Source organism: Oceanihabitans sp. IOP_32 (assembly GCF_009498295.1).
Classification (GTDB): Bacteria; Bacteroidota; Bacteroidia; order Flavobacteriales; family Flavobacteriaceae; genus Wocania; species Wocania indica.
Window position 1 is genome coordinate 2,564,727 of record NZ_CP040813.1, and the last position, 23,106, is coordinate 2,587,832.

Genomic DNA, 23,106 nt, shown 5'->3' on the forward strand with positions numbered 1-23,106 from the left:
ATGGGACTTCTATCAAGAAAAGACGCTAAATTAATTACAGATCCCTTAGCGGATAATAACCCAATTACCATTCAAGTACTGGGCATCTGTTCGGCTTTAGCAATTACAGCAGATTTAAAAGCATCTATGGTAATGGGTGTTGCTGTATTGTTTGTTATGGGTGTTGGAAATGTGGTTATTTCCTTAATGCGAAATATGATACCTTCAAAAATTAGAATTATTGTACAACTAATAGTTGTGGCATCGCTTGTAATTATTGTAGATCAAGTTTTAAAAGCCTATGCTTTTGAATTGAGTAAAACACTCTCGGTATTTATAGGGCTTATCATTACAAACTGTATCATTATGGGGCGTTTTGAGGCGTTTGCTTTGGCTAATGGCCCATACCGATCGTTTTTAGATGGTATTGGCAATGCTTTAGGTTACGCCGTAATTTTAGTGATTGTTGGATTTTTTAGAGAGCTTTTAGGTGCTGGAACACTGCTTGGAATCCCAGTATTAGGAGACCCTATCGAAAAAACAGGGGTATTCTCAATAGGTTATGAAAATAATGGCTTTATGTTAATGCCTCCAATGGCACTTATAATTGTAGGCCTTATTATTTGGGTACAACGCAGTAAAAATAAAAATTTAATAGAAGATTAAAACGACATGCTGTCCAGTATGTTTTTCAAGATTTTCTAGAACTAACAAAAAGGTAATAAGAGCCTGATGTAAATTCAGGATTCAAAACACAAAAAAATGATAGAACATATAGAATTATTTTTTAAATCCATTTTTATAGATAATATGGTGTTTGCTGTTTTTTTAGGCATGTGTTCCTATTTAGCAGTATCTAAAAAGGTGGCTACAGCTGTAGGCCTAGGCGCCGCAGTTATATTTGTATTGGCTATAACGGTACCCTTAAACTGGTTGTTAGATCAATATTTATTGCAACCAGGAGCTTTAACTTGGCTCGGTCCCGAATATGCAGATTACGACTTAGGCTTTTTGTCTTTCATTATGTTTATCGCAACTATTGCTACTATGGTACAATTGGTAGAAATAGTAGTAGAAAAATTTTCGCCTGCATTATATAATTCTTTAGGGATTTTCTTACCGCTAATTGCCGTAAACTGTGCCATATTAGGCGGGTCATTATTTATGCAATCGAGAGAAATTGAAACTTTAGGGCTAGCTGTTAACTATGGAATTTCTTCTGGAATTGGTTGGTTTTTGGCTATTTTGGCCATTGCCGCGATACGTGAAAAAATTCGATACAGTAACGTACCAGCACCTTTAAGAGGTTTAGGAATTACGTTTATTATTACGGGTTTAATGGGGATTGGCTTTTTAAGTTTTGGTGGTATGTTAACTGGGGGAGACGAAGAGAGCGCACCCGCTGCAGAGCCTACAACGGTAATATTAGAACAAGAAGAGAAAACAGAAGAAGCTAAAGAATTAGCAGAAAACACTACTAAAACAATAAATTAATATGATGTTAGCAGCAGGAACAACAGGGATAGTAATAGTAACCGTTGTGGCGTTTTTAATAATTACGCTAGTTTTAGTGAGTTTATTGCTTTTTGTAAAACAAAAATTAGCGCCATCCGGACCTGTAACGATTCGAATTAATGGAGAACGCGAAATAGAAGTCGCCTCGGGAGGGACCTTGCTCTCTACACTTGGAAATCAAAAAATATTCTTGCCCTCGGCTTGTGGTGGGGGTGGAACTTGTATTCAGTGCGAATGTCGCGTACTTTCAGGTGGAGGAGAAGCCTTACCTACAGAAACTCCTCATTTTACGAGAAAAGAATTAAAGGAAGGGGCACGTCTGTCTTGCCAAGTTAAAGTAAAGCAGGACATGGACATTAGTATCCCTGAAGAAGTTTTTGGTATAAAAAAATGGGAAGCCACAGTTGTGCGTAACTATAATGTAGCTTCTTTTATTAAGGAGTTTGTGGTAGAAATTCCTGAAGATATGGGGTACAAGGCTGGAGGCTATATTCAAATCGAAATACCCGAGTGCGAGGTGAAATATTCTGATATCGATATTACAGCGCATCCTGAAGAGCATGATACTCCAGATAAATTTCAAGAAGAATGGGATAAGTTCAATTTATGGCCTCTAGTCATGAAAAACACCGAAACGGTAGAAAGGGCTTATTCTATGGCATCTTATCCTGCAGAAGGTCGTGAAATAATGCTTAACGTTCGTATTGCTACACCGCCATGGGATCGTACAAAAAATGGATGGATGGATGTTAATCCGGGTATTGCATCGTCTTATATATTTAATCAAAAACCTGGCGATAAGGTTACTATTTCTGGGCCTTACGGAGAGTTTTTTATCAATGAGTCCGATTCCGAAATGCTTTACGTAGGTGGTGGTGCAGGTATGGCACCTATGCGATCGCATTTGTACCACCTATTTAGAACCTTGCAAACAAAACGGAAAGTTTCGTTTTGGTACGGTGGCCGTTCTAAGCGTGAGTTATTTTATATTGAACATTTTAGAGCCTTAGAAAGAGATTTTCCTAACTTTAAATTCCATATTGCGTTGTCTGAACCTTTAGAAGAAGATAACTGGAAAGTTAAAGATAGCATGGAGGCAGAAGGCGATGGGTTTGTTGGATTTATTCATAATTGTGTTATTGATCATTATTTGAATCATCATGAAAATCCGGAAGATATCGAGCTGTACTTTTGTGGACCACCTCTAATGAATAAAGCAGTACAGAAAATGGGTGAAGATTTTGGAATACCTGATGAACACATTCGATTTGATGATTTTGGAGGTTAAAAAATTAGAACTTCTATTAAATTTTTAAACTCATTTCAATACCAACAGAGCCAATTCTTTTTCGAGTTGGCTTTGTCGATTATGCGCTCTACCTTATTATCGAAAATTTTGTTTTTATAGGTATAATACCAAATTAGCCATGTCATGCCGCATATAATTTGTTTCTTTTTCGCCCATATTTCGGTATAAAATAAAACCATAACTCAGGCTATGCTTTGATTTTCTATCTCATCTGAACAAAAAATAATTCAAATTAATAATACGACATTTCAAAACTAAATTGGTATAAACCCAATTGTGATCCTTCTAAATTGACATTTTAGTACATTTGATAACTAAAAAATTAAATGAGTATATTTGAGTGTAATTAATAATTTTACCCTTTTGATGAAAAAATTAAAATACCTACTGTTTTTACTACTTATTGGCATTATTGGTACTGCCATTTATGTTGCCGTGCAACCTAATGATTTTAAGGTGACTAGATCACATACCATACCGGCACCTACTGCAGTGGTTTTTAATAATGTGGTCGACTTTAAAAACTGGGAGTTTTGGTCGTCTTGGGTAGAAACAAATCCCGAATTACAAATTACATTATCAGAAGAAACCGAAGGTCTCAATGCACTATTGTCTTGGCAGGTTAAGGATGATAAAGGCTCGATAAAAACTACCGAAATCACCAAAAATACCCTTGTAAAACAGCAGCTTCAATTTGGCGATTATCCGCCGTCTGAAGTACTTTGGGAATTTGATTCTAGTGCCGATGGTTCTACTCAGGTTAGCTGGACGGTTTCTGCTAAAGATTTACCATTCGATTATAAATTTTACACGGTGTTTTCTGGAGATTTGGAAGAAGAAATTGGGGGGCATCTAGAACGCAGTTTAAAGAATCTGGATAGTGTTGTTGTTCATAGTATGAAGGTTTATAGTGTTAAAATTGATGGTGTTACAGAGTATGGTGGCGGATTTTATATGTATAAAACAACCTCGGCGACCGGTGTAAATATGAGTGATATAATGGATGAGCAATATCATGCGGTTTTGAGTTATATGACAAACCAGTCTATTGCGCAAACGGGTAAGCCGTTTACTATTTATCACAGTAGAGATAGCAGTCGCAATGAATTTATTATGAGTCAAGCTATTCCTGTACAAAATAAAGTTGTTGTTACTGGTAATAGTGCGGTGCTTTGTGGTTATATGCCCAAAATTCGAGTTTTAAAGGCTACTTTAAAAGGGGATTACAGATATTTACCTGAAGCTTGGGAAACTGTTCAGAATTATTTAAACGAAAATTATATGGAACGATCTGATGTTTTACCTTTTGAAATATATCAAAACGATCCTAAAAATGTTCCAAATCCAGCAGATTGGATTACCGAAATTTATTTTCCTATTAAGTAAAAATATTATAGTATATGAAGCAACTTCTTTTGGTTTTTGTTGGAGGTGGTTTTGGTAGCGTGTTACGCTTTTTAATCTCGAAACATTTAACTACCAGTGAAACTGCTCTACCTTACGGTACTTTTGCTGTAAATATTATAGGCAGTTTAGTAATTGGTATCATTTTAGGACTGGCTGCGAAAAACAATACACTCACCGAAAACCAAACATTGTTATTGGCCACTGGTTTTTGTGGCGGTTTTACAACGTTCTCCACTTTTGCTTATGAAAATCACTTATTTTTAAAAACAGGTGATTTTATAAGTTTCGCCACCTATACCATTCTGAGTTTGGTGGTTGGTTTTTTAGCTGTTTTTTTTGGCTTATTTTTGGTAAAGTGAACGGTTTACGTCGCAGGTTTTTGTAACTGTTTTGGTTTAAAAGTACAGTAAAAACAACACATAACTGCATGTTCTAAGCACTTGAGATAAATGGATTTTAATAATGACTTCTCTTTAGGTTAGTAATCTCGTATGATAGATGTTAAGGCAATTATTTATATTCAAAACTCGCGTTTTTATAAATCTAAATTCGAAATACAACAGAAGCCTACTCCTTTTTAAACATCTTAACGCCAGCCTCAATTCTAGTATTTAAATAGTTTTGTCGTGGCACAATAGGGCAAGAGTATTTCTCGTTATACGCGCAGTACGGATTGTAGGCTTTATTAAAATCTATTGTTAAACTGTCTCCTTCTGGTATCGCAGCATCAATATAGCGCCCACCGCCGTAGGTCTCTACACCGTTGGTCTCATCGGAAAACGGCAGAAATAAATAATCTTCGTAGCCCTCGGTTTTTATTAATTCTATGTTTTGATAAATATTTAATAAAAAGCGCCTTCCCTGTAAATCGAAATGCAATTCCCCGTATTTAACGTATTCAGGAGTTCTAGTCGTGTTTGTTTTCATTTCGAAAACAGACTCCTTTTCTGTTCTTTTAAAAGCTGCTTTAACGATATAAGCAGAATCGAATTTAAAAAAATCTAAGCCTTTAAAAGCTTTCCTATCTTTTTTATGTAGCGGCGATGTCGTGGCATCTTTAAACTCTGCATTTAACTTTTTTTGAAATGGTGTTTCACCTAAAATAGGTGTTTTGTCTTGCGCACAACTCGCTATAAGCAAAAGTGTACAGACTAAAACGATGTTTTTCATACTCGTAATTTTAATTAAAATAATTTAAAAGTATTCTATACTTTTAGGAGCCTACCTGTGCCGAAATTTAGTGATTTATTAATTCAATTTAATACATTTTATGCCATTTTAATAAAATAATAGACTATTACATATCGATTCACACAATAAAGCTGGAGAAAAAGCGTTATGAAATCATAATTGTACAAAAATTGTTGTTAAGAATTGGTCATCTTTAATATTAAATTTCATTTTTGTACACTTACACACTAAAAGGTCGCCAAAATTTTTTTAGACGACCTTTTTAATTATCTAGTGTGTTTTGTTTTTTTTACAAAATAAGCTCTAGGGTCTTTTTTAGTGTCTTGGTCTTTTTTTTTAGTGTCCATAACTGTTTACTTAAGTAAAGTTCAGCAAAATAATCTTAAAGCCAGAAATAGTTTAAGGTATTCGTTTACTCACATTTTTCTATTTTATAAAATAGGTGTTCGTGATGTGCTTCGCAGTTCTTTTTCGCTCATATTTCGTTGTAGCATAAAACCATAACTTTGGCGATGCTTTGATTTTAGCTCACGCCCATATTATAATAAAATAACGAATTCGTGAATCTGCGATTTCTAACTCATCTGAGTAAAAAATAATTCAAATTTACAATACGACATTTCAAAATTAATGTGGCATAAGTTTGTTACCTGTATTAAATTTTAGAAACAAAAAAAGCCTATCATTAAAAATGATAGGCTTTAAGTTGTAATTGTTAAAAGTATATGTATTAGATTACTTTTACGTTTACGGCGTTTAATCCTTTTCTACCTTCTTGTAGATCGAATTCTACTGCGTCACCTTCACGAATTTCATCGATAAGTCCTGAAATGTGTACAAAATGCTCTTTGTTGTTGTCATCTTCAGTGATGAATCCAAATCCTTTTGAATCGTTGAAGAATTTTACGGTACCTCTACTCATTGTAATATGTATTAATATAATTAAACAACAAATATAATGTAAAATATAATATGTCGCTTAATAAACTCAAAAATTTTTAATTTAAATTAAAAATTTAATCACCTTAAAATCAATTTCTTAACAATATCCTTGCCTAAGGCTTCATTAATCATATCTATTATTTTTTGTTTTCCGTAGCTAAGTTCTTCTCTTAAAACGCTAGAACTTAATTGCACATAGAGTGTTTCCCGCTCTAAATTCACACTTATGGTGTATTTGTTAACGCCATTACCTAAAAGTTTCCAAGCCTCTACAACATTAACTTTATCTAGCCCTTTTTCTAGTTTGTTAGTTTCTACAAATTCTTGGAGTGCTTCGCTAATACTTATATGTTCATTGTTTCGTTTTGCCATAATTATAAATTAAAAGAAGGTTGTAAGCTGTAAAGTTAAATTTGTTTCGTAATATGATGTCTATAATTTAAAAATCTCGTAAGATTGATGCACTTGTTTTACAGCGGCCTCGGTTCGTTCTGCGTGCGTATCGCTAATAAATAGTTGTCCGAAGTTTTCATCATTAACCAGTTTAATGATTTGAGACACGCGCTGTTCGTCCAGTTTGTCAAAAATATCATCTAATAAGAGAATAGGGTTTACTTTACTGCGTGCTTTTATAAAATCGAATTGCGCTAATTTTAAAGCAATTAGAAAAGATTTTTGCTGTCCTTGGCTTCCAAATTTCTTAATGGGATGATTTTCAATATTAAAAATTAAATCATCTTTATGTATTCCAACGCTTGTGTATTGCAAGGCTTTATCTTTGTTAATGGCATTTTTTAAAAGTGTATTCAAATCGTTTTCAAATAAATCGCTGTCGTACACTAAATCTACAGTTTCATTACCACTGCTAATTACCTCATAACGGGCTTTAAAAATTGGAATGAATGCTTTTAAAAAAGTATGACGTGTTTCGAAAATTTTTGTGCCATATTCTGTTAACTGACTGTTGTAAACCTCTAAAGTATCGGCATTAAAAGTATGGTTTAGTGCAAAATATTTTAATAGTGCATTGCGTTGTTCTAGGGTTTTATTATATTTTATTAAATACGATAAATACGCTTTATCACTTTGCGAAATAACGTTGTCTATAAATTTTCTACGGGTCGTACTGCCTTCGGTTATTAAGTCTCTATCGGCTGGCGATATTATAACCAAAGGTAAAAAACCAATATGATCGCTAAATTTTTCATATGCTTTACCGTTGCGTTTTATAATTTTTTTCTGACCTTTTTTTAGGCTAATAATAACTTTTTCTGTTTTTCCTCCCTTTTCATAATCTCCATTAATTACAAAAAAGGCCTCATCGTGTTTAATATTTTGAGAAGCTACGGGATTAAAATAACTTTTACCGAATGAGAGGTGGTAAATGGCATCTAAAATATTGGTCTTCCCCATACCGTTATTACCAACGATGCAATTTATTTTAGCATTGAAAACAAACGATTTACTGTCGAAGTTTTTGTAATTAAGTAATGAAAGTGATTTTAAAATCATACAGAAAGTAAACTATAAAATGTTAATAAACCGATTGGCTTTTAAAGGAAGTGCAAATTATCGAAAAATATCAAATAAATAAGCTTTTAAATATGAAGAATTATTATATTTTTGCGACGCATTAATATAGAATGAAGAAATGGCGACTTACAAGAAAAAATATAAAGCAAAGAACAAGGCAGAAAAAGAGCAAAACATAGAAAATGGCTCAACAACAGCAGAAGTTTTTAATACTCTGGATGAAACAGCATCTAAAACAGAAGCTTTCGTTGGTAAAAATCAGAAGTATATTTTTATTATTATTGGCGCAGTAGCCTTGGTGGTTTTGGGTTCTTTAGGATATAAGGAATATGTTACAAAACCAAAACAAGAAAATGCGATGAACGATATGTTTCAGGCTCAAAAATATTTTGAACAGGCTGTAAATGGCGTGGAAAAAGATTCGTTATTTAATTTGGCTTTAAACGGTGGTGAAGGTAAATTTGGAATGTTAGATATTATATCTGAATACGGCGGAACACCAGCAGCAAACTTGGCCAGTTACTACGCTGGGACAGCTTATTTGAAGTTGAAAGATTACAAAAACGCAGTAGAGCATTTAAGTAATTTTAAAAGTGATGATGAAATTTTAGCCGCTTTGGCAAAAGGAAATATTGGTGATGCCTTTGTGCAATTAAACCAAAAAGACGATGCCTTGAGTTATTATGAGCAAGCTGCAAGCTTACGTGATAACGAGTACACAACCCCAATGTATTTATACAAGGCGGGCATTATAGCTTTAGAAATTGATAAGGCAGACAGAGCTTTAAAACATTTTAAAAATATTAAAGAGAATTATCCTAATTCAACAGAGGCTTCTAATGTAGATGTCTTTATTGGGAAAGCCCAAATGTTGGCAAGTAAATAATATGGCAACGGTAAATAAAAATCTATCTGTTTATGATAAGTCGGCTATGCCAGACGCGAGTAAATTTCGGTTTGGCATTGTTGTTTCCGAATGGAACGACACCATAACAGAGGGGTTGTATAAAGGTGCTTACAATACACTTATTGAAAATGGGGTCTTACCAAGCAATATTGTGCGTTGGGATGTGCCTGGTAGTTTCGAATTAATTTACGCTTCAAAAAAAATGCAAGAACAAATGGTAAATGGGGTTATTGCCATTGGTAGTGTAATACAAGGCGAGACCAAGCATTTCGATTTTGTATGCGAAGCCGTTTCTCAAGGGATTAAAGATTTAAACGTTATGCGCGACGTACCTGTTATTTTTTGTGTACTTACCGACAATACCATGCAACAAGCTATAGAGCGTTCTGGTGGAAAACACGGCAACAAAGGAACAGAAGCTGCAGTAGCGGCTATCAAAATGGCTGAATTACGAAAAAAAGCTTAGTTTAAAACCTCTAAGCCATTTAAGGGTGTTTTTTATTGGTTATTGTTTTTTAGTGTAAATGTTAACAATTTTTGGCATTTCACCCGCTCTTATCTCCATATTTTTAAGTATTTTTGAAAGAAAGCATAAATTATTTTGTTTAAACAGCGAAAACATAAAACCTTTAATTATAAACCGCGGCTTTCTCAAGAAAACACAACCGATTCTAATCAAGAGGACAACTCTAAAACCAAAGATTTTGTCTCTAAATGGAGGCGTCAAAATCCGAATAAGGTTAAAATGGCTAGTGTTATGCCTGTGCGCACTTTAATTTTGGTTCTAATATTGCTGTTACTTTGCATGTATTTGCTAGAGAAGAATTATTTATAATCTAAAATGAATTAACTATGGGACGTGCAAAATTGCCTAAAAATAAAAAATTTAGCTATACGCCACGTTATTATGATGATAAGGGGCAGGGAAACCCCTTTGAAATTAAACATAAATTCGATGCGTATAGAACCACTGTTGGCAGTAATTTAAGTTTAAAAAGCAAATTTACCAACGCTTTAAACGACTTAAAAAACAACCCCGACAGCGCGGCTAACAAGCGTATTCTTATTATTGTTAGCATACTTGTTTTGATATTTCTTTTTATTATCGATTTTGATTTATCTATTTTCTTTTCTTAATTATTCATGACAGATATTATTCAGCTTTTGCCAGACCATGTTGCAAACCAAATAGCTGCTGGTGAAGTTGTACAACGCCCAGCTTCGGTGGTTAAAGAACTTTTAGAAAACGCTATAGACGCTGGAGCAACAAGCATAAAACTTATTGTAAAAGACGCTGGAAAAACCCTTGTTCAAGTGGTTGATAACGGCAAAGGGATGAGCGCTACAGATGCCCGATTAAGTTTCGAGCGCCATGCTACCTCCAAAATTAGAACAGCAAACGATTTATTTCAGTTAAATACTAAAGGATTTCGAGGTGAGGCGCTTGCAAGTATTGCTGCCATTGCACACGTTGAGTTGAAAACAAAACAAGAATCAGATGATGTTGGAAGTGCGATAGTTATTGAAGGTAGCACTATAGTATCTCAAGATGTTGTGGTGACACCAAAAGGAACTTCGGTTGCGGTTAAAAATTTGTTTTTTAATATTCCGGCACGTCGTAATTTTTTAAAATCTAATACCGTAGAATTGCGTCATGTTATAGACGAGTTACATCGTGTGGCCTTAGCACACCCTAATATTGGTTTTGTAATGTATAATAACGGTAGCGAATCGTTTAATCTACCCGTTAGTAATTACAGACAACGCATTGTAAATATTTTTGGCAATAAAACGAACGAAAAATTAGTTCCTGTTGAAGAAGATACCGAAATTTTAAAAATTTCTGGGTTTGTAGTAAAACCTGAATACGCCCGAAAAACTCGAGGAGAACAGTTCTTTTTTGTAAACGATAGGTTTGTTAAAAGTGCGTATTTAAACCACGCCATAGTTTCTGCGTTCGACGGTTTATTAAAAAGTGGTACACATCCTAGCTATTTTTTAAACTTAACCGTAGATCCGCAGTCCATAGACATTAATATTCATCCTACAAAAACAGAAATTAAATTTGATGATGAACACACGCTATACGCCTTGTTACGCTCTGCTGTAAAACATAGTTTAGGGCAGTTTAACATTGCTCCAATTTTAGATTTCGAACGGGATTCCAGTTTGGACACACCTTATAATTATGGTAAAAATGCTAAGGTTCCAACTATAGAGGTCGATAGAAGTTTTAACCCTTTTAAAGAAGAAGCCCAATCTCAAGCCAGAGCGGCGGCCTTTAAAAGAGAATCTACCGCAGGTTGGGAGAATTTATATGTAGGTTTAGAATCTAAAGGCACAAAAACACACCAAAATCTTAGTCAGGTAGAGTTTGAAAGCGAAGAATCTACCGGAACTTTGTTTGGCGATAATAAGACCGTAGATAAAATTAATACCACTTACCAACTGCATAATAAATACATTGTTAGTGCTATAAAATCGGGTATGCTGGTAATCGATCAATATCGAGCTCATCAGCGTATTTTGTATGAGGATTTTCTAAAAAACATGACCTTAAAAGAAGCCGCAAGTCAACATTTATTATTTCCGCTTCAACTTCATTTTTCTACACAAGATGTCGACATCATAAAACAATTAAAAACAGACTTAGAACATACTGGATTTATATTTTCTAACGTTAGTGAAGAGTTAGTTGAGATTATAGGTGTTCCGGTGAGTGTTCCAGAAAGCGAAGTATCTATCATTTTAGAACAGCTTGTTTGCGATGTGGAAAATCAAATACCCGAAGCCCACTTTAGTGCTACCGATTTATTGGCAAAATCCATGGCCAAAAGTTTAGCCATTAAAACTGGCCAGTCTTTGCAAAAAGACGAACAAGAACACCTCTTAAATCGCTTATTTGCGTGTAAGGAGCCTAATGTGTCACCCTCTAATCGAAAAACATTTATAACCATGAGTGTCGACGAATTGGATAAAAAGTTTTTTTAGGCTAAAGTTGAATTTCAAAATAGGGTGAACGAATAAAAAAACTTGAATACAAAAGATCTAAACCTTAGTGTCTAAGTTTTTGTGAATTGTTAATAGAAAACAGAAATATGATTAGAATTTCAGATACCGTTAAGCATTTATTAATCATTAATGTATTAATGTTTATAGGGACTTTATTTGTGGGAAAAGGCATTTTGTTTTACGATTTATTTGCCATGCATTTTCCTGCGAATGAAGCTTTTAAGCCTTGGCAAATTATAACCCATATGTTTATGCACGGTGGTGCCGATTTAAATAATTTTAGTATCATGCACCTTTTGTTTAACATGTTTGCCCTATGGATGTTTGGTACACCCGTTGAGCAAGTTTTAGGAAAAAAGAAGTTTTTATTTATTTATTTTTCTGCGGGACTGGGTGCTTTGGCCTTGCAATTAGGCTCATATTATTTTGATTATTATGCGGCATTAAGTGGTATTGCTGATTTAAATATGAGCAGCGAAATGCTAACTGAAATTGTATCGATAGATGCCAGTGATGGTCAATATATTAAAGGTGAAATATTAAGCAGAGAAATGATGCCTATTTTAGCCGAATACAATTTTAATCCCAATCTAATTAACAACGAAGCATTCAAATCCTTATTCGAAATGAATGTTATCTCAAGAAACACCATGGTAGGGGCTTCTGGTTGTATTATGGGGGTGCTTGCCGCTTTTGGCATGATGAACCCTAATGCCGAACTCATGCTCATATTTTTACCAATCCCTATAAAAGCCAAATATTTTATTCCTGGCATTATTTTGTTAGATTTAATATCTGGAATTACAGGACAGTCCTTTTTTAGCCCAAGTAATACAGCTTATTTCGCTCACGTTGGTGGTGCTTTGGTAGGCTTTTTAATTATGTGGTATTGGAAAAAAACACAGTTTAACAAAAACCGTTGGTATTAAAATGACATCGCTCTCACAAGACATAAAAAATAAATTATCTAATCTTAATGTATTAGAAAAAATTATAGTCCTAAACCTCGTAACCTTTGTTTTGGGTTTACTATTATCCACTGGGTTTTCATGGTTTACCTTACCAGCTAGTTTTTCCGACTTTATGGTTAAACCTTGGACTATAATTACCTATGCTTTCTTGCATGACGATTTTTTTCATATTCTCTTTAACATGCTTTGGTTGTATGTTATTGGTCGCATGTTCCTTAATTTATTTAGTGCGAAAATGGCGCTAAATATTTATTTCTTAGGAGCTATTTCTGGTGGGATTTTATTTATGCTTGGATATACCTTATTTCCTGAATTTTTTGGAAATACCTTAGGTTTAGTTGGTGCATCTGCGGCTGTAAGGGCACTATTAATATTCGTTTGTGCGTATATGCCAAATCAAGATATTCGCTTTTTTACCTTTAATTTAAAACTTTGGTACATTGGTGCTGCTATAGTGGCTTTAGATGTTTTGGGTCTATTTGGTGTTAATGCAGGAGGTAATTTAGCGCATTTAGGGGGCGCTTTTTTAGGGTATTACTATGCAAAACAATTGCTGAAAGGGAAAGATATTGGTCGTGGTTTCGAGAAAATTATGGATGCCTTTATCAACCTGTTTAAATCTTCGAAGAAAACCCCTTTAAAAACGGTTCATAAAAACAAATCTAAGGTTGGTGGCTATACTAAAGGCGAGTTTGATGAATTTAACAATCAAAAGAAAATTGATGTTATATTGGATAAAATTAGTAAAAGTGGTTATGATAGTTTAACAGCCGAAGAAAAGGAATTTCTCTTTAAGGCTGGAAAATAGCACGCGATACTTTTTAACTGATTTTTTATGAAGACACTAAGTTTTATAAATAAAATTATTTACTTGATAAATGCAGTTTTCGCAATTCTTTTGTTGTTATCGTATATCTTACCATTAACACCTCCTAAAAGCTTTTCTGTATTGTCGGTTCTCAGTCTTGGCGTGGCGTTTTTAGTTTGTTGTAACGCCTTATTTTGTTTATACTGGTTAGTGAAACTTAAAAAACAATTTCTACTCTCTTTTGTGGTGTTGTTAGTGGGGTATTTTTCTTTTGGCTCCATCTATCAGTTTTCTGGCTCAAAAAATGAGGAAGCGCTTAACCATTTTAAGGTTATGAATTATAATGTTAGATTGTTTAACCTTTATAATTGGATTCCTGAGCCTAATATAGAAACAAAAATGGCTGATTTTATTAAAACCGAATCACCAGAAATTTTGAGTATTCAAGAATATCATCCACACGAAAATATAGATTTATCTTTTTTTAAATATAAATACGAAAAACTCTCTGGCAAGAAAAATAAATACGGTCAAGCTATTTTTTCACAATATCCTATTGTAAATTCGGGTTCTATCGAGTTTCCCAATACGGGCAATAATGCCATATTTGTAGATGTTGTAAGACAAAGAGATACCATTAGAGTGTATAATATTCATTTAGAATCTTTGCGCATAAACACCGATGCTGCAAGCCTTAAAAACGAAGACTCCGAACGTCTCTTTAAGAGAGTAGGCACCACCTTTAAGATGCAACAAGCACAAGCCGAACTGTTTTTAGAGCACAAAAATAAATGTCCGTATAAAATGATTATTTGTGGTGATTTTAACAACACGGTGTTTTCTTATGTGTATAGAGCAATTAAAGAGGATTTGAATGACGCTTTTATTGAATCGGGTAATGGTTTTGGGCGTACTTACGACTTTAAATTCTTTCCTATTAGAATAGACTTTATTTTAACCGATCCTGTATTTTCAGTAAATAATTTTAAGACTTATAATGCCCTATATTCCGATCATTATCCCATTATGGCAACCCTAAGCTTCGAACAGACCAAAGAATAAAAACGATATATAATACCAAATTAGCTATTACGACATTTCAAAATTAAATTGGTATCATTAGGCTTTAATAGTGTTAAGGGTATCACATAAAACTACAGTCGACCACATCTGAAAAAATATGAATGACTAAACCCAAACCAATTAAACGGGTTTTTTTCGGAATTAAAAGTAAAACATAAACTATCATAGCATAATAGGAGTGAAGCAGATGAAAGTTTATACTACATCTATTAGGGTCGAAAATGGGTGTGGCTAGCAAATGATCTAAGTCAATAAGCATGCCAGAAATCATGATTAAAAAGGCAATCTTCCACTGGCTTTTGTACCAAATTAACGCTACAAAAAGAGGAATTAAAAAATGGCATCCGTAGTGTACTGCAGTTTGTAACATTATAGCGGTTTTAAAGTTTGAGATTCTAGATAATTTAAGGCATTTGGACCCTCATTAAATAGTAAATCTAACACGCTTAAATTGGGTATAAAATTATGTTTACTGGAGAAAACCTGTGTGTAAGTTTCAAAAGGTTGTTGCTGTTCTTTTTTGGAATTTACTAAATATCTAAAATCCAATTTATCTTGAGGTTGTTTTTCAAAATCCTCGTTTTTAGAAGTGTTTACTTGTAGTTGTAAACAGTTGCAAATCGTCTCAAAACAGTGTAGATTAAAATCCAGAATGTATTCTGCTTGTTGTTTAAATAGTGGCTGAAGCTCATCTTCATAGTATTCAAAAAAGGGAGAAGTTCTGTATGCCGAAAGTATGGATTTCCAATGGTGACTTTGCCAGTTTTCAGCATTAAAAATTTTTACATCTCTATATTTTTGACGGTTTTTTTGCGAGTGCACTACAGGAACATTTAATAGTAATTTTCCGTTAGCGCCATAAATGTAGGTGCGATTTCTATAGGTTTGTTTTACAAAATTATCATCAACTTCAAATGCAACGTGTTGCGCCCTTACTATGGCGACAAAATGAGCAATATTTGGGAAATATGTTGGGTGAATTAAAATGTTCATTTGTTGATGCGTGTTATTTGATGGTTTCTTAACGCCTTTATTTTACGAGTTGTATTTTTCAATGTACAAACTTACATTTTTATGGCCTTATACCAAATTAACCATACATTGTCGCCTATAAGTCGTTTACTCACATCTTTCTATTTTATAAATAGGGGTTCATAATGTGCTTCGCAGTTCTATTTCGCGCATCGTTCGGTATTACATAATTTTTCATATGTTAACACATCAAAATATTAGGTGCGAAACACACTTTTTTCACAAAGAAGGTTTATTTTATTGAAGCCATACTTAGCTCTAGATTTTTCAAAGCTATTTGCGACCATTTTCGTATCTATCAGCTAAACAAATCAACAAAAGGAATTAATTCTTTTTCTTGCGTTTTCTCCATGAACTGAAGCCAAAATACCCTAAAACCAAAATTACAAATGGAATAAGGTAAGACGTTGCTTTTCCTGATCCGCCAACGGTTGTGAAAAAACGGTCCCAACGTGGGCTAGAACCATCCCAACTCATCCAAACAAGAACGGGTTTTCCTAAAACATGATCGAAAGGCACAAAACCCCAATTTCTGGCATCGATAGAATTGTGACGGTTATCTCCCATCATCCAATAGTAATTTTGTTTGAAGGTGTAGGTGTCTGCAAGCTCTCCATTTATAAAAATTTGATTGCCTTTTACCTGTAATGTATTGCCTTCGTACTCTGAAATAACGCGCTTGTAAAGTGGCAAAACTTCTAAATTAATAGGTATGGTTTTGCCTGCTTCTGGAATATATAGCGGCCCAAAAAAATCGACATTCCAGTTGTAATCGGGATGGTGTGGGAAGACATTAGAATCTCTCTCTCCTTTTACTTTTTTGTTTGGTGTAATGCTCGCGACATTAGGATGATTTTTAAATTTGGACAAAGCCTCATCGCTAATGGCAGGAAAGTAGTAAGTGTTCTCTCTGTTTATAATACCGAAGCGATCCGTGATATCATAACGTTCCTTAATAAATTTAGGATTAAATTGATTTGTTTTTGGCTGCACAAAATAACTGAATTGCAATTTTGCTCGATCTGGAAGTACATTTTTTTCTCCATTTATGTAAATATAGCCATTGCGAATTTCTAGAGTATCACCAGGAATGCCAACACAGCGTTTTACCAAGTTTGTTTTTTTGTCGATGGGCTTGTAGTAGTTGCGGTCTGGATTAAAATTATTCATGTCCAACAGAGTGTCTGCTGGTTGATTAAAAACAACAATATCGTTTCTATCAATGTTCTCAAATCCAGGTAAGCGCAGGTATGGTAGTTGTAACTTGTTTATCCAAGAGGTTTTTCGTTCTTCAAAATTATCATTAAATAAATAAGATTTTTTGTTTAATACAGGAATGGTGTCGTGAACCATAGGCGCAGCAACAGTGGTCATAGGTATTCTGGCACCATAGTGAAACTTACTAACAAACAAGAAATCGCCAACTAATAAAGATTTTTCGAGAGACGACGATGGTATAGTAAACGGTTGAATAACGTAGGTGTGTACAATAGTAGCAGCAACAATGGCAAATAAAATAGAACTTGTCCATTCTCCCGAACTGGACTTAGGTTGTAAATTTCTATCTTTTATATACTCGACATCTGCAATATAGTTTAAATAAAAGTTATAAAAACCGAGTGTGATGATGGCTAAAAAGGTATCTAAATAGGTGTTTTTACCAAAACTTCTTGCGGTTTCTACCCAAACAACCATTAACATAATTAGGTTTACTATGGGTAAAAACAACAATATAATCCACCACCACGGTCTATTTATTATTTTCATTAAAACAACACCGTTATATACTGGAATAAAGGCTTGCCAGGCCTGTTTTCCTGCTTTAAGGTATAATTTCCAAGTGCCTAAACCGTGAATTACTTGAATAATTAAGATGAATATAAACCATTGTATTAGTGTCATAATCGCAAATTTTATTGTTTTATTAGTAGTTAAGCATTATATCTTGTTACGTGTGTATAATAAATTAACTAATATTTAAGACATCGTTCATAGTGAAAACGCCTGTTTTACCAACAATCCATTCGGCCGCAACAACGGCTCCTAGAGCAAATCCTTGGCGATTGTTAGCTATATGTTCTATAGCAATAGAGTCTACCTCACTTTTATAATTTACGGTATGTGTCCCAGGAATATTTTCAATGCGTTTTGCCGTAATAGGAATGGTGTTTTTTTCACCATGGTCTAATTCCCAATTTTGAAAACCTTCGTGTTGGGAAATAATGCCTTCAGCTAAAGAAATTGCTGTACCGCTTGGTGCGTCTAATTTTTGAGTATGATGAATTTCTTCTATAGACACATTATACTGTTTTAGGCGACTCATCATTTTAGCGAGATTCTTATTGAGTTCGAAAAATATATTAACCCCTAAACTAAAATTAGAAGCATAGATAAAAGCACCTTGTTTTTCTTGACAAAGATTAACGGCATCCTCGTATTTTTCTAGCCAGCCTGTGGTACCAGAAATTACGGGTATCTTGTTATTCAAACAATGCGATATATTATTGTAGGCAACGTCGGGAATACTAAAATCTATAGCAACATCGGCTTGTGTGATATCGTAGTCTGTATCTTCTCGATCAATTTTTAATACCACTTGGTGCCCTCTACTAACTGCAATTTTTTCAATGGTTTTTCCCATTCTCCCATAACCTAACAATGCTATTTTCATGTAATAATATTTTTATAAAAGTGTTAATGGCCTCTTATCGGTTAAAATTTAAAATTGAGGCTTAATCCAACATTGCTCTGTGCATCTAATTGATGTATGTTGTAGTGTGGTGCTAATGTTAAATTTTCGTCTATGTTATATTGTAGTAAATGTGCATCTACGTTGGCATCAATAATATTTAAAGCGTATAAACCTACCGTAATTAAAAGTGAAAGGTCTTTATTGCGTCTAAATTGTTTTTGGGCTCGTCTAAGACCATCATCAGTAATTCTGGGCGTATCTAATTGATTGCCTTGGGCGTCTAAATAAAATTCATCGTTTTTAAAACCGGCTAATCGACTTTTGTAAGCATCGCGGTATCGGTTGTATTCATTATTATTGTCTATATAAAAGTATATACCGGTGCCTAAGGCAGCGTAAACGATAGGGATTTTCCAATATTTTTTGTTGTAAGCTTGTCCCAACCCGGGTAAAATAGCAGAATAAAACGCTGCTTTTGCAGGAGATAATGGATTAATGGGGTCTTTAATTTTAATAATGGAATCTACAACAACTTCATTTGGAAATGGGACTTCGTTTTCGTTTTGTGCTGCTAATGAAAGACAACACATTAGCGTGAATACAACAGATATTATGAGCTTATTTAGCACCTTCAATTAGTTTTTTAATACGATTAAAGTCTTCTTCCGAATGAAAAGGGATTGTTATTTTTCCTTTACCGTTTTTAGAAACTTTAACGTCAATTTTATGCCCAAAGTATTCAGAGAAAACGTTTACTCCTTTTTTTATGAATTTAGGAAGGTCTTCAGACGCTTCTTTTTTTGAAGGCGCTTCTGTTTTATTATTGAAATGACGCACCAAGGTTTCGGTTTCTCGAACAGATAATTTGTTCGACAGCACTTTTTCGTAGATATCAAGTTGAACAGTTTGATCCTCAATGGCAATAAGTGCGCGGCCATGTCCCATAGATATAAAACCATCTCTCATACCTGTTTGAATGATGGGGTCTAGCTTTAATAAACGTAAATAATTAGTAATCGTGGAACGTTTTTTACCAACGCGCTCACTCATTTGTTCTTGTGTTAATTTAATTTCGTCTATTAAGCGTTGGTACGATAGTGCGATTTCAATGGGATCTAAATCTTGACGTTGAATATTTTCAACCAAGGCCATTTCTAGCGATTCTTGGTCGTTTGCTATTCTAACATAAGCAGGAATAGATTCTAATCCGATTAATTTTGAGGCTCTAAAACGTCGTTCACCAGAAACTAATTGATATTCGTTTAAGCCAATTTTTCTTACCGTTATGGGTTGAATAATACCCAATTCTTTTATTGAAGACGCTAGCTCTAGCAATGATTCTTCACTAAAATTTGTTCGGGGCTGAAACGGATTGACTTCAATAAAATCTAAATCTAGCTCCACGATATTACCAATTACTTGATCGGCATTTTTATCGTTGGCAGATTGTATATTGTTACTCGGGTCGTTCAAGAGTGCCGATAACCCTCTACCTAAAGCTTGTTTTTTAGTTGCCTTAGCCATAATTTAGGAGTTTTTGTTGATAATTTCTTTTGCTAAACTTAAGTAATTCGTAGCACCCTTGCTACTGGCATCGTAGTTAATGATGCTTTCGCCGTAGCTTGGGGCTTCACTTAAACGTACGTTGCGCTGTATAATGGTTTTAAATACCATATCGTTAAAATGTTTTTGTACCTCTTCTACCACTTGGTTGGATAGGCGTAATCTGGCATCGTACATTGTTAGCAATAAGCCTTCAATATCTAATTCTGGATTGTGAATTTTTTGAACACTTTTAATCGTGTTTAATAGCTTTCCTAAACCTTCTAGAGCAAAATACTCACACTGAATAGGAATGATTACACTATCTGCCGCAGTTAGGGCATTTAGCGTTAATAGCCCTAAAGATGGCGCACAATCTATAAGAATATAATCGTAATCGTTTTTAATTTCTTGTAATGCCTTTTTTAGCATATACTCACGCGCTTCTTTATCAACAAGTTCTATTTCGATAGCAACTAAGTCAATATGCGCTGGGATAATATCTAGGTTTGGTGTTTCTGTACTTACTATAGCCTCTTTGGCCGAAGCAGAATGTTCTAAAAGTTGGTAGGTTCCTTTTTCTACAGTCTCGACATCAATACCAATTCCAGAAGTTGCATTTGCCTGAGGGTCAGCATCTATAAGTAACACTTTTTTTTCTAGAACGCCTAATGAAGCCGCTAGGTTTATTGAGGTTGTTGTTTTACCAACACCTCCTTTTTGGTTAGCAATTGCAATGATTTTACCCATTTAATGATTTGGTTTTATGAGCTGTAAAAATACAATTATTTATGAGTATAGGAAATTGAAGTTGTTAACATTCTATTTCTTTCAAGCAGCTCCAGTAATAATTTTTTTTAGATGAGGTTCAAAATTTGTTTGTAATTAAAAATGAAATTTAAAGTGTATGCTCATTTGATTTTATGTTATGCGCTTTTTTAATACGAAACTAATCGATTAAAATCTCTAAAATTTTAATGGCAGAGTCGCTAATTTTTGTGCCTGGACCAAAAACAGCTATAGCACCCGCATCAAACAAATATTGGTAGTCTTGTTTGGGTATAACACCACCAACAATAACCATAATATCGTCACGCCCATAATGTTTTAAGGCTTCGATAACTTGCGGAACAAGGGTTTTATGTCCTGCAGCTAGGGAGGAAACACCTAAAACGTGTACATCATTTTCTACTGCTTGTTTCGCGACTTCTTGAGGCGTTTGAAACAGTGGTGCAATATCGACATCAAAACCTACATCGGCATAACCCGTGGCAACGACTTTGGCACCGCGGTCGTGCCCATCTTGCCCCATTTTAACAATCATGATTCGCGGTCTTCTGCCATCTTGTTTGGCAAATACATCTGCCAATTCTTGTGCTTTTTTGAAGCTCTTGTCGTCTTTTATCTCTTTACTATACACGCCTGAAAATGATTTAATTTGTGCTTTGTAGCGCCCAAAAACAACTTCTAAAGCCTCGCTAATTTCGCCTAAAGTAGCACGTTCGCGAGCCGCTTTTACCGCTAAAGCTAGTAAGTTATTATCCTCACGGAAGTGGGAATCATTAGAAGTTGTGCTTCGGTTTTTTTGTTTATCTGTATTATCCGAATTTAAGGAAAGTTTAGCGGCTTCCGTTAAGTCTAACAAGGTCTTTTTTACCTTATCGTTGTTTCTTTTAGCTTTTATTTGGTTTAAACCTTCGATTTGTTGATGGCGAACGGTTTGATTATCAACCTCTAGAGTTTGTATTGGAGCCTCCTCTTCCAGTTGAAACTTATTAACCCCAACAATAATATCTTGATTAGAATCGATACGGGCTTGTTTACGTGCTGCAGCTTCTTCGATTCTAATTTTTGGTATTCCTGCTTCAATAGCTTTGGTCATACCTCCCAGTGCTTCAATTTCTTCAATTAAAGACCAGGCTTTTTGAGTTATATCGTGGGTTAATTTTTCAACGTAGTAACTTCCTGCCCAAGGATCAACGGTTTTGGTGATTTTTGTTTCCTCTTGTAAATATATTTGAGTATTTCTTGCAATACGTGCCGAAAAATCGGTTGGTAACGCAATGGCTTCATCTAAGGCATTGGTGTGTAAACTTTGTGTGCCACCAAAGGCTGCAGCGGCCGCTTCGATAGTGGTTCTTGCTACGTTATTAAAAGGGTCTTGCTCGGTTAAACTCCAGCCACTGGTTTGGCAATGTGTGCGCAAGGCGAGCGATTTTTCGTTTTTCGGATTAAATTGTTTTACCAATTTAGCCCATAGCATGCGGGCTGCTCTCATCTTTGCGATCTCCATAAAATGATTCATACCAATGGCCCAGAAAAACGATAGTCGTGGCGCAAAAGTATCAATATCCATACCAGTTTCTAATCCTTTTCTAATGTATTCTAATCCGTTTGCTAAGGTATAAGCGAGTTCGATATCGCAGGTTGCACCGGCTTCTTGCATGTGATACCCAGAAATACTAATGCTGTTAAATTTGGGCATGGTTTTGCTGGTGTATTCAAAAATATCTGAAATAATTTTCATTGAAGGTGTTGGCGGGTAAATATAGGTGTTACGCACCATGAACTCCTTTAAAATATCATTTTGTATGGTACCTGTTAATTGTTCTGGTTTTACACCTTGTTCTTCTGCGGCAACAATATAAAATGCCATAATAGGTAAAACCGCGCCATTCATGGTCATGGAAACCGACATTTTATCTAAAGGTATTTGATCGAAAAGCATTTTCATATCTTCAACCGAATCTATAGCGACTCCTGCTTTTCCTACATCGCCAACCACGCGTTCATGATCTGAGTCGTAACCGCGATGTGTCGCTAAATCGAAAGCAACCGATAGCCCTTTTTGTCCAGCAGCGAGATTGCGTTTATAAAAGGCATTACTTTCTTCGGCTGTACTAAAACCCGCGTATTGCCTTATGGTCCAAGGTCTACGAACATACATAGTGCTGTATGGACCACGGAGATTTGGCGCAATACCAGCCACAAAATTTAAATGTTCTACATCTTGCAAATCGGCTTTGGTATACAGTGATTTAACAGGAATATCTTCGGCAGTAAGAAAGGTTTTATGAGATAGAGACTGCCGATTTTTGGGAGTTGGTTTTTTGTTTTTGGCAGGTGATTTGATTGTGATATGTTCGAGTTTTTTTCTAGACATTTTATGTTTCCTCGTTGTTT

The 23,106-nt window shown here is 34.7% G+C and carries 24 protein-coding genes; 12 read left to right on the top strand and 12 right to left on the bottom strand.

Going from position 1 to position 23,106, the window contains the following annotated elements:
- From FEZ18_RS10730 to crcB, 5 genes are all read left to right on the top strand, one after another.
- A complete protein-coding gene (locus FEZ18_RS10730; protein WP_153268314.1) occupies nucleotides 1–645 on the top strand; it encodes an NADH:ubiquinone reductase (Na(+)-transporting) subunit D in 645 nt (214 codons plus the stop codon).
- 96 nt (nucleotides 646–741) lie between these two features.
- The gene (nqrE, locus tag FEZ18_RS10735; RefSeq protein WP_153268315.1) at nucleotides 742–1,473 is read left to right on the top strand and encodes an NADH:ubiquinone reductase (Na(+)-transporting) subunit E; all 732 of its coding nucleotides are present in this window, start codon (nucleotides 742–744) and stop codon (nucleotides 1,471–1,473) included.
- Between the two features lies 1 nt (nucleotide 1,474).
- Nucleotides 1,475–2,782, top strand: coding sequence for an NADH:ubiquinone reductase (Na(+)-transporting) subunit F (gene nqrF, locus FEZ18_RS10740; RefSeq protein WP_153268316.1), 1,308 nt, complete (start codon nucleotides 1,475–1,477; stop codon nucleotides 2,780–2,782).
- Nucleotides 2,783–3,169: 387 nt separating this feature from the next.
- Entirely contained in the window at nucleotides 3,170–4,189 is a 1,020-nt protein-coding gene (locus FEZ18_RS10745) for an SRPBCC family protein (RefSeq protein ID WP_153268317.1), read from the top strand.
- 14 nt (nucleotides 4,190–4,203) lie between these two features.
- Nucleotides 4,204–4,569, top strand: a complete 366-nt coding sequence (crcB, locus tag FEZ18_RS10750; RefSeq protein WP_153268318.1) for a fluoride efflux transporter CrcB — start codon at nucleotides 4,204–4,206, stop codon at nucleotides 4,567–4,569.
- Between the two features lie 208 nt (nucleotides 4,570–4,777).
- Here crcB and FEZ18_RS10755 read toward each other — a convergent pair whose 3' ends face one another.
- The 4 genes from FEZ18_RS10755 to recF all read right to left on the bottom strand — a co-directional run bounded on the left by FEZ18_RS10755 (nucleotide 4,778) and on the right by recF (nucleotide 7,855).
- Nucleotides 4,778–5,380 (bottom strand): DUF1684 domain-containing protein, encoded by a 603-nt coding sequence (locus FEZ18_RS10755; protein ID WP_153268319.1) that lies wholly within the window; start codon nucleotides 5,378–5,380, stop codon nucleotides 4,778–4,780.
- Nucleotides 5,381–6,131: 751 nt separating this feature from the next.
- Nucleotides 6,132–6,323 (bottom strand): cold-shock protein, encoded by a 192-nt coding sequence (locus FEZ18_RS10760; RefSeq protein WP_153268320.1) that lies wholly within the window; start codon nucleotides 6,321–6,323, stop codon nucleotides 6,132–6,134.
- A 98-nt stretch (nucleotides 6,324–6,421) separates the two neighbouring features.
- Nucleotides 6,422–6,715, bottom strand: a complete 294-nt coding sequence (locus FEZ18_RS10765; protein WP_153268321.1) for a DUF721 domain-containing protein — start codon at nucleotides 6,713–6,715, stop codon at nucleotides 6,422–6,424.
- A gap of 60 nt (nucleotides 6,716–6,775) precedes the next feature.
- The gene (gene recF, locus FEZ18_RS10770) at nucleotides 6,776–7,855 is read right to left on the bottom strand and encodes a DNA replication/repair protein RecF (protein WP_153268322.1); all 1,080 of its coding nucleotides are present in this window, start codon (nucleotides 7,853–7,855) and stop codon (nucleotides 6,776–6,778) included.
- Nucleotides 7,856–7,994: 139 nt separating this feature from the next.
- Between recF and FEZ18_RS10775 the strand changes: the two genes are divergently transcribed.
- The 7 genes from FEZ18_RS10775 to FEZ18_RS10805 all read left to right on the top strand — a co-directional run bounded on the left by FEZ18_RS10775 (nucleotide 7,995) and on the right by FEZ18_RS10805 (nucleotide 14,636).
- Nucleotides 7,995–8,762: a tetratricopeptide repeat protein gene (locus FEZ18_RS10775; protein ID WP_153268323.1), complete on the top strand. Its 768-nt coding sequence runs from the start codon at nucleotides 7,995–7,997 to the stop codon at nucleotides 8,760–8,762.
- Nucleotide 8,763: 1 nt separating this feature from the next.
- Entirely contained in the window at nucleotides 8,764–9,249 is a 486-nt protein-coding gene (ribH, locus tag FEZ18_RS10780; RefSeq protein WP_153268324.1) for a 6,7-dimethyl-8-ribityllumazine synthase, read from the top strand.
- 386 nt (nucleotides 9,250–9,635) lie between these two features.
- Nucleotides 9,636–9,920 carry a riboflavin synthase subunit beta gene (locus FEZ18_RS10785; protein WP_153268325.1) on the top strand — a complete coding sequence of 95 codons (285 nt, stop codon included), beginning with the start codon at nucleotides 9,636–9,638 and terminating at the stop codon, nucleotides 9,918–9,920.
- 6 nt (nucleotides 9,921–9,926) lie between these two features.
- On the top strand, nucleotides 9,927–11,774 hold the full coding sequence (gene mutL / locus FEZ18_RS10790; RefSeq protein WP_153268326.1) for a DNA mismatch repair endonuclease MutL: 1,848 nt from the start codon (nucleotides 9,927–9,929) through the stop codon (nucleotides 11,772–11,774).
- Between the two features lie 107 nt (nucleotides 11,775–11,881).
- The gene (locus FEZ18_RS10795) at nucleotides 11,882–12,724 is read left to right on the top strand and encodes a rhomboid family intramembrane serine protease (protein WP_153268327.1); all 843 of its coding nucleotides are present in this window, start codon (nucleotides 11,882–11,884) and stop codon (nucleotides 12,722–12,724) included.
- 1 nt (nucleotide 12,725) lies between these two features.
- Nucleotides 12,726–13,574, top strand: a complete 849-nt coding sequence (locus FEZ18_RS10800) for a rhomboid family protein (RefSeq protein ID WP_153268328.1) — start codon at nucleotides 12,726–12,728, stop codon at nucleotides 13,572–13,574.
- A gap of 27 nt (nucleotides 13,575–13,601) precedes the next feature.
- Nucleotides 13,602–14,636, top strand: a complete 1,035-nt coding sequence (locus tag FEZ18_RS10805; protein WP_153268329.1) for an endonuclease/exonuclease/phosphatase family protein — start codon at nucleotides 13,602–13,604, stop codon at nucleotides 14,634–14,636.
- 82 nt (nucleotides 14,637–14,718) lie between these two features.
- On the opposite strand, the gene FEZ18_RS10810 is transcribed toward FEZ18_RS10805, so the two are convergent.
- The 8 genes from FEZ18_RS10810 to scpA form a co-directional block, all read right to left on the bottom strand.
- Entirely contained in the window at nucleotides 14,719–15,027 is a 309-nt protein-coding gene (locus FEZ18_RS10810; RefSeq protein ID WP_153268330.1) for a DUF6122 family protein, read from the bottom strand.
- On the bottom strand, nucleotides 15,027–15,650 hold the full coding sequence (locus FEZ18_RS10815; protein ID WP_153268331.1) for a WbqC family protein: 624 nt from the start codon (nucleotides 15,648–15,650) through the stop codon (nucleotides 15,027–15,029). Before FEZ18_RS10815 ends, FEZ18_RS10810 begins: the two co-directional genes overlap by 1 nt.
- A gap of 363 nt (nucleotides 15,651–16,013) precedes the next feature.
- Nucleotides 16,014–17,591, bottom strand: coding sequence for a signal peptidase I (gene lepB, locus FEZ18_RS10820; RefSeq protein ID WP_153268332.1), 1,578 nt, complete (start codon nucleotides 17,589–17,591; stop codon nucleotides 16,014–16,016).
- A gap of 64 nt (nucleotides 17,592–17,655) precedes the next feature.
- The gene (dapB, locus tag FEZ18_RS10825) at nucleotides 17,656–18,360 is read right to left on the bottom strand and encodes a 4-hydroxy-tetrahydrodipicolinate reductase (protein ID WP_153268333.1); all 705 of its coding nucleotides are present in this window, start codon (nucleotides 18,358–18,360) and stop codon (nucleotides 17,656–17,658) included.
- Between the two features lie 41 nt (nucleotides 18,361–18,401).
- Complete coding sequence (locus tag FEZ18_RS10830; RefSeq protein ID WP_153268334.1) at nucleotides 18,402–19,010, bottom strand: DUF5683 domain-containing protein; 609 nt, start codon at nucleotides 19,008–19,010, stop codon at nucleotides 18,402–18,404.
- Nucleotides 19,000–19,905 (bottom strand): ParB/RepB/Spo0J family partition protein, encoded by a 906-nt coding sequence (locus FEZ18_RS10835; RefSeq protein ID WP_153268335.1) that lies wholly within the window; start codon nucleotides 19,903–19,905, stop codon nucleotides 19,000–19,002. Before FEZ18_RS10835 ends, FEZ18_RS10830 begins: the two co-directional genes overlap by 11 nt.
- 3 nt (nucleotides 19,906–19,908) lie before the next feature.
- Nucleotides 19,909–20,673 carry a ParA family protein gene (locus FEZ18_RS10840; RefSeq protein ID WP_153268336.1) on the bottom strand — a complete coding sequence of 255 codons (765 nt, stop codon included), beginning with the start codon at nucleotides 20,671–20,673 and terminating at the stop codon, nucleotides 19,909–19,911.
- Between the two features lie 199 nt (nucleotides 20,674–20,872).
- The gene (scpA, locus tag FEZ18_RS10845; RefSeq protein WP_153268337.1) at nucleotides 20,873–23,086 is read right to left on the bottom strand and encodes a methylmalonyl-CoA mutase; all 2,214 of its coding nucleotides are present in this window, start codon (nucleotides 23,084–23,086) and stop codon (nucleotides 20,873–20,875) included.
- Nucleotides 23,087–23,106: the final 20 nt, after the last annotated feature.

What these genes read in the sequence shown, in the direction of transcription:
- FEZ18_RS10730 (WP_153268314.1), top strand. Translation starts at nt 1, where the DNA reads ATGGGACTTCTATCAAGAAAAGACGCTAAATTAATTACAGATCCCTTA.
- nqrE (WP_153268315.1), top strand. Translation starts at nt 742, where the DNA reads ATGATAGAACATATAGAATTATTTTTTAAATCCATTTTTATAGATAAT.
- nqrF (WP_153268316.1), top strand. Translation starts at nt 1,475, where the DNA reads ATGATGTTAGCAGCAGGAACAACAGGGATAGTAATAGTAACCGTTGTG.
- FEZ18_RS10745 (WP_153268317.1), top strand. Translation starts at nt 3,170, where the DNA reads ATGAAAAAATTAAAATACCTACTGTTTTTACTACTTATTGGCATTATT.
- crcB (WP_153268318.1), top strand. Translation starts at nt 4,204, where the DNA reads ATGAAGCAACTTCTTTTGGTTTTTGTTGGAGGTGGTTTTGGTAGCGTG.
- FEZ18_RS10755 (WP_153268319.1), bottom strand. Translation starts at nt 5,380, where the DNA reads ATGAAAAACATCGTTTTAGTCTGTACACTTTTGCTTATAGCGAGTTGT.
- FEZ18_RS10760 (WP_153268320.1), bottom strand. Translation starts at nt 6,323, where the DNA reads ATGAGTAGAGGTACCGTAAAATTCTTCAACGATTCAAAAGGATTTGGA.
- FEZ18_RS10765 (WP_153268321.1), bottom strand. Translation starts at nt 6,715, where the DNA reads ATGGCAAAACGAAACAATGAACATATAAGTATTAGCGAAGCACTCCAA.
- recF (WP_153268322.1), bottom strand. Translation starts at nt 7,855, where the DNA reads ATGATTTTAAAATCACTTTCATTACTTAATTACAAAAACTTCGACAGT.
- FEZ18_RS10775 (WP_153268323.1), top strand. Translation starts at nt 7,995, where the DNA reads ATGGCGACTTACAAGAAAAAATATAAAGCAAAGAACAAGGCAGAAAAA.
- ribH (WP_153268324.1), top strand. Translation starts at nt 8,764, where the DNA reads ATGGCAACGGTAAATAAAAATCTATCTGTTTATGATAAGTCGGCTATG.
- FEZ18_RS10785 (WP_153268325.1), top strand. Translation starts at nt 9,636, where the DNA reads ATGGGACGTGCAAAATTGCCTAAAAATAAAAAATTTAGCTATACGCCA.
- mutL (WP_153268326.1), top strand. Translation starts at nt 9,927, where the DNA reads ATGACAGATATTATTCAGCTTTTGCCAGACCATGTTGCAAACCAAATA.
- FEZ18_RS10795 (WP_153268327.1), top strand. Translation starts at nt 11,882, where the DNA reads ATGATTAGAATTTCAGATACCGTTAAGCATTTATTAATCATTAATGTA.
- FEZ18_RS10800 (WP_153268328.1), top strand. Translation starts at nt 12,726, where the DNA reads ATGACATCGCTCTCACAAGACATAAAAAATAAATTATCTAATCTTAAT.
- FEZ18_RS10805 (WP_153268329.1), top strand. Translation starts at nt 13,602, where the DNA reads ATGAAGACACTAAGTTTTATAAATAAAATTATTTACTTGATAAATGCA.
- FEZ18_RS10810 (WP_153268330.1), bottom strand. Translation starts at nt 15,027, where the DNA reads ATGTTACAAACTGCAGTACACTACGGATGCCATTTTTTAATTCCTCTT.
- FEZ18_RS10815 (WP_153268331.1), bottom strand. Translation starts at nt 15,650, where the DNA reads ATGAACATTTTAATTCACCCAACATATTTCCCAAATATTGCTCATTTT.
- lepB (WP_153268332.1), bottom strand. Translation starts at nt 17,591, where the DNA reads ATGACACTAATACAATGGTTTATATTCATCTTAATTATTCAAGTAATT.
- dapB (WP_153268333.1), bottom strand. Translation starts at nt 18,360, where the DNA reads ATGAAAATAGCATTGTTAGGTTATGGGAGAATGGGAAAAACCATTGAA.
- FEZ18_RS10835 (WP_153268335.1), bottom strand. Translation starts at nt 19,905, where the DNA reads ATGGCTAAGGCAACTAAAAAACAAGCTTTAGGTAGAGGGTTATCGGCA.
- FEZ18_RS10840 (WP_153268336.1), bottom strand. Translation starts at nt 20,673, where the DNA reads ATGGGTAAAATCATTGCAATTGCTAACCAAAAAGGAGGTGTTGGTAAA.
- scpA (WP_153268337.1), bottom strand. Translation starts at nt 23,086, where the DNA reads ATGTCTAGAAAAAAACTCGAACATATCACAATCAAATCACCTGCCAAA.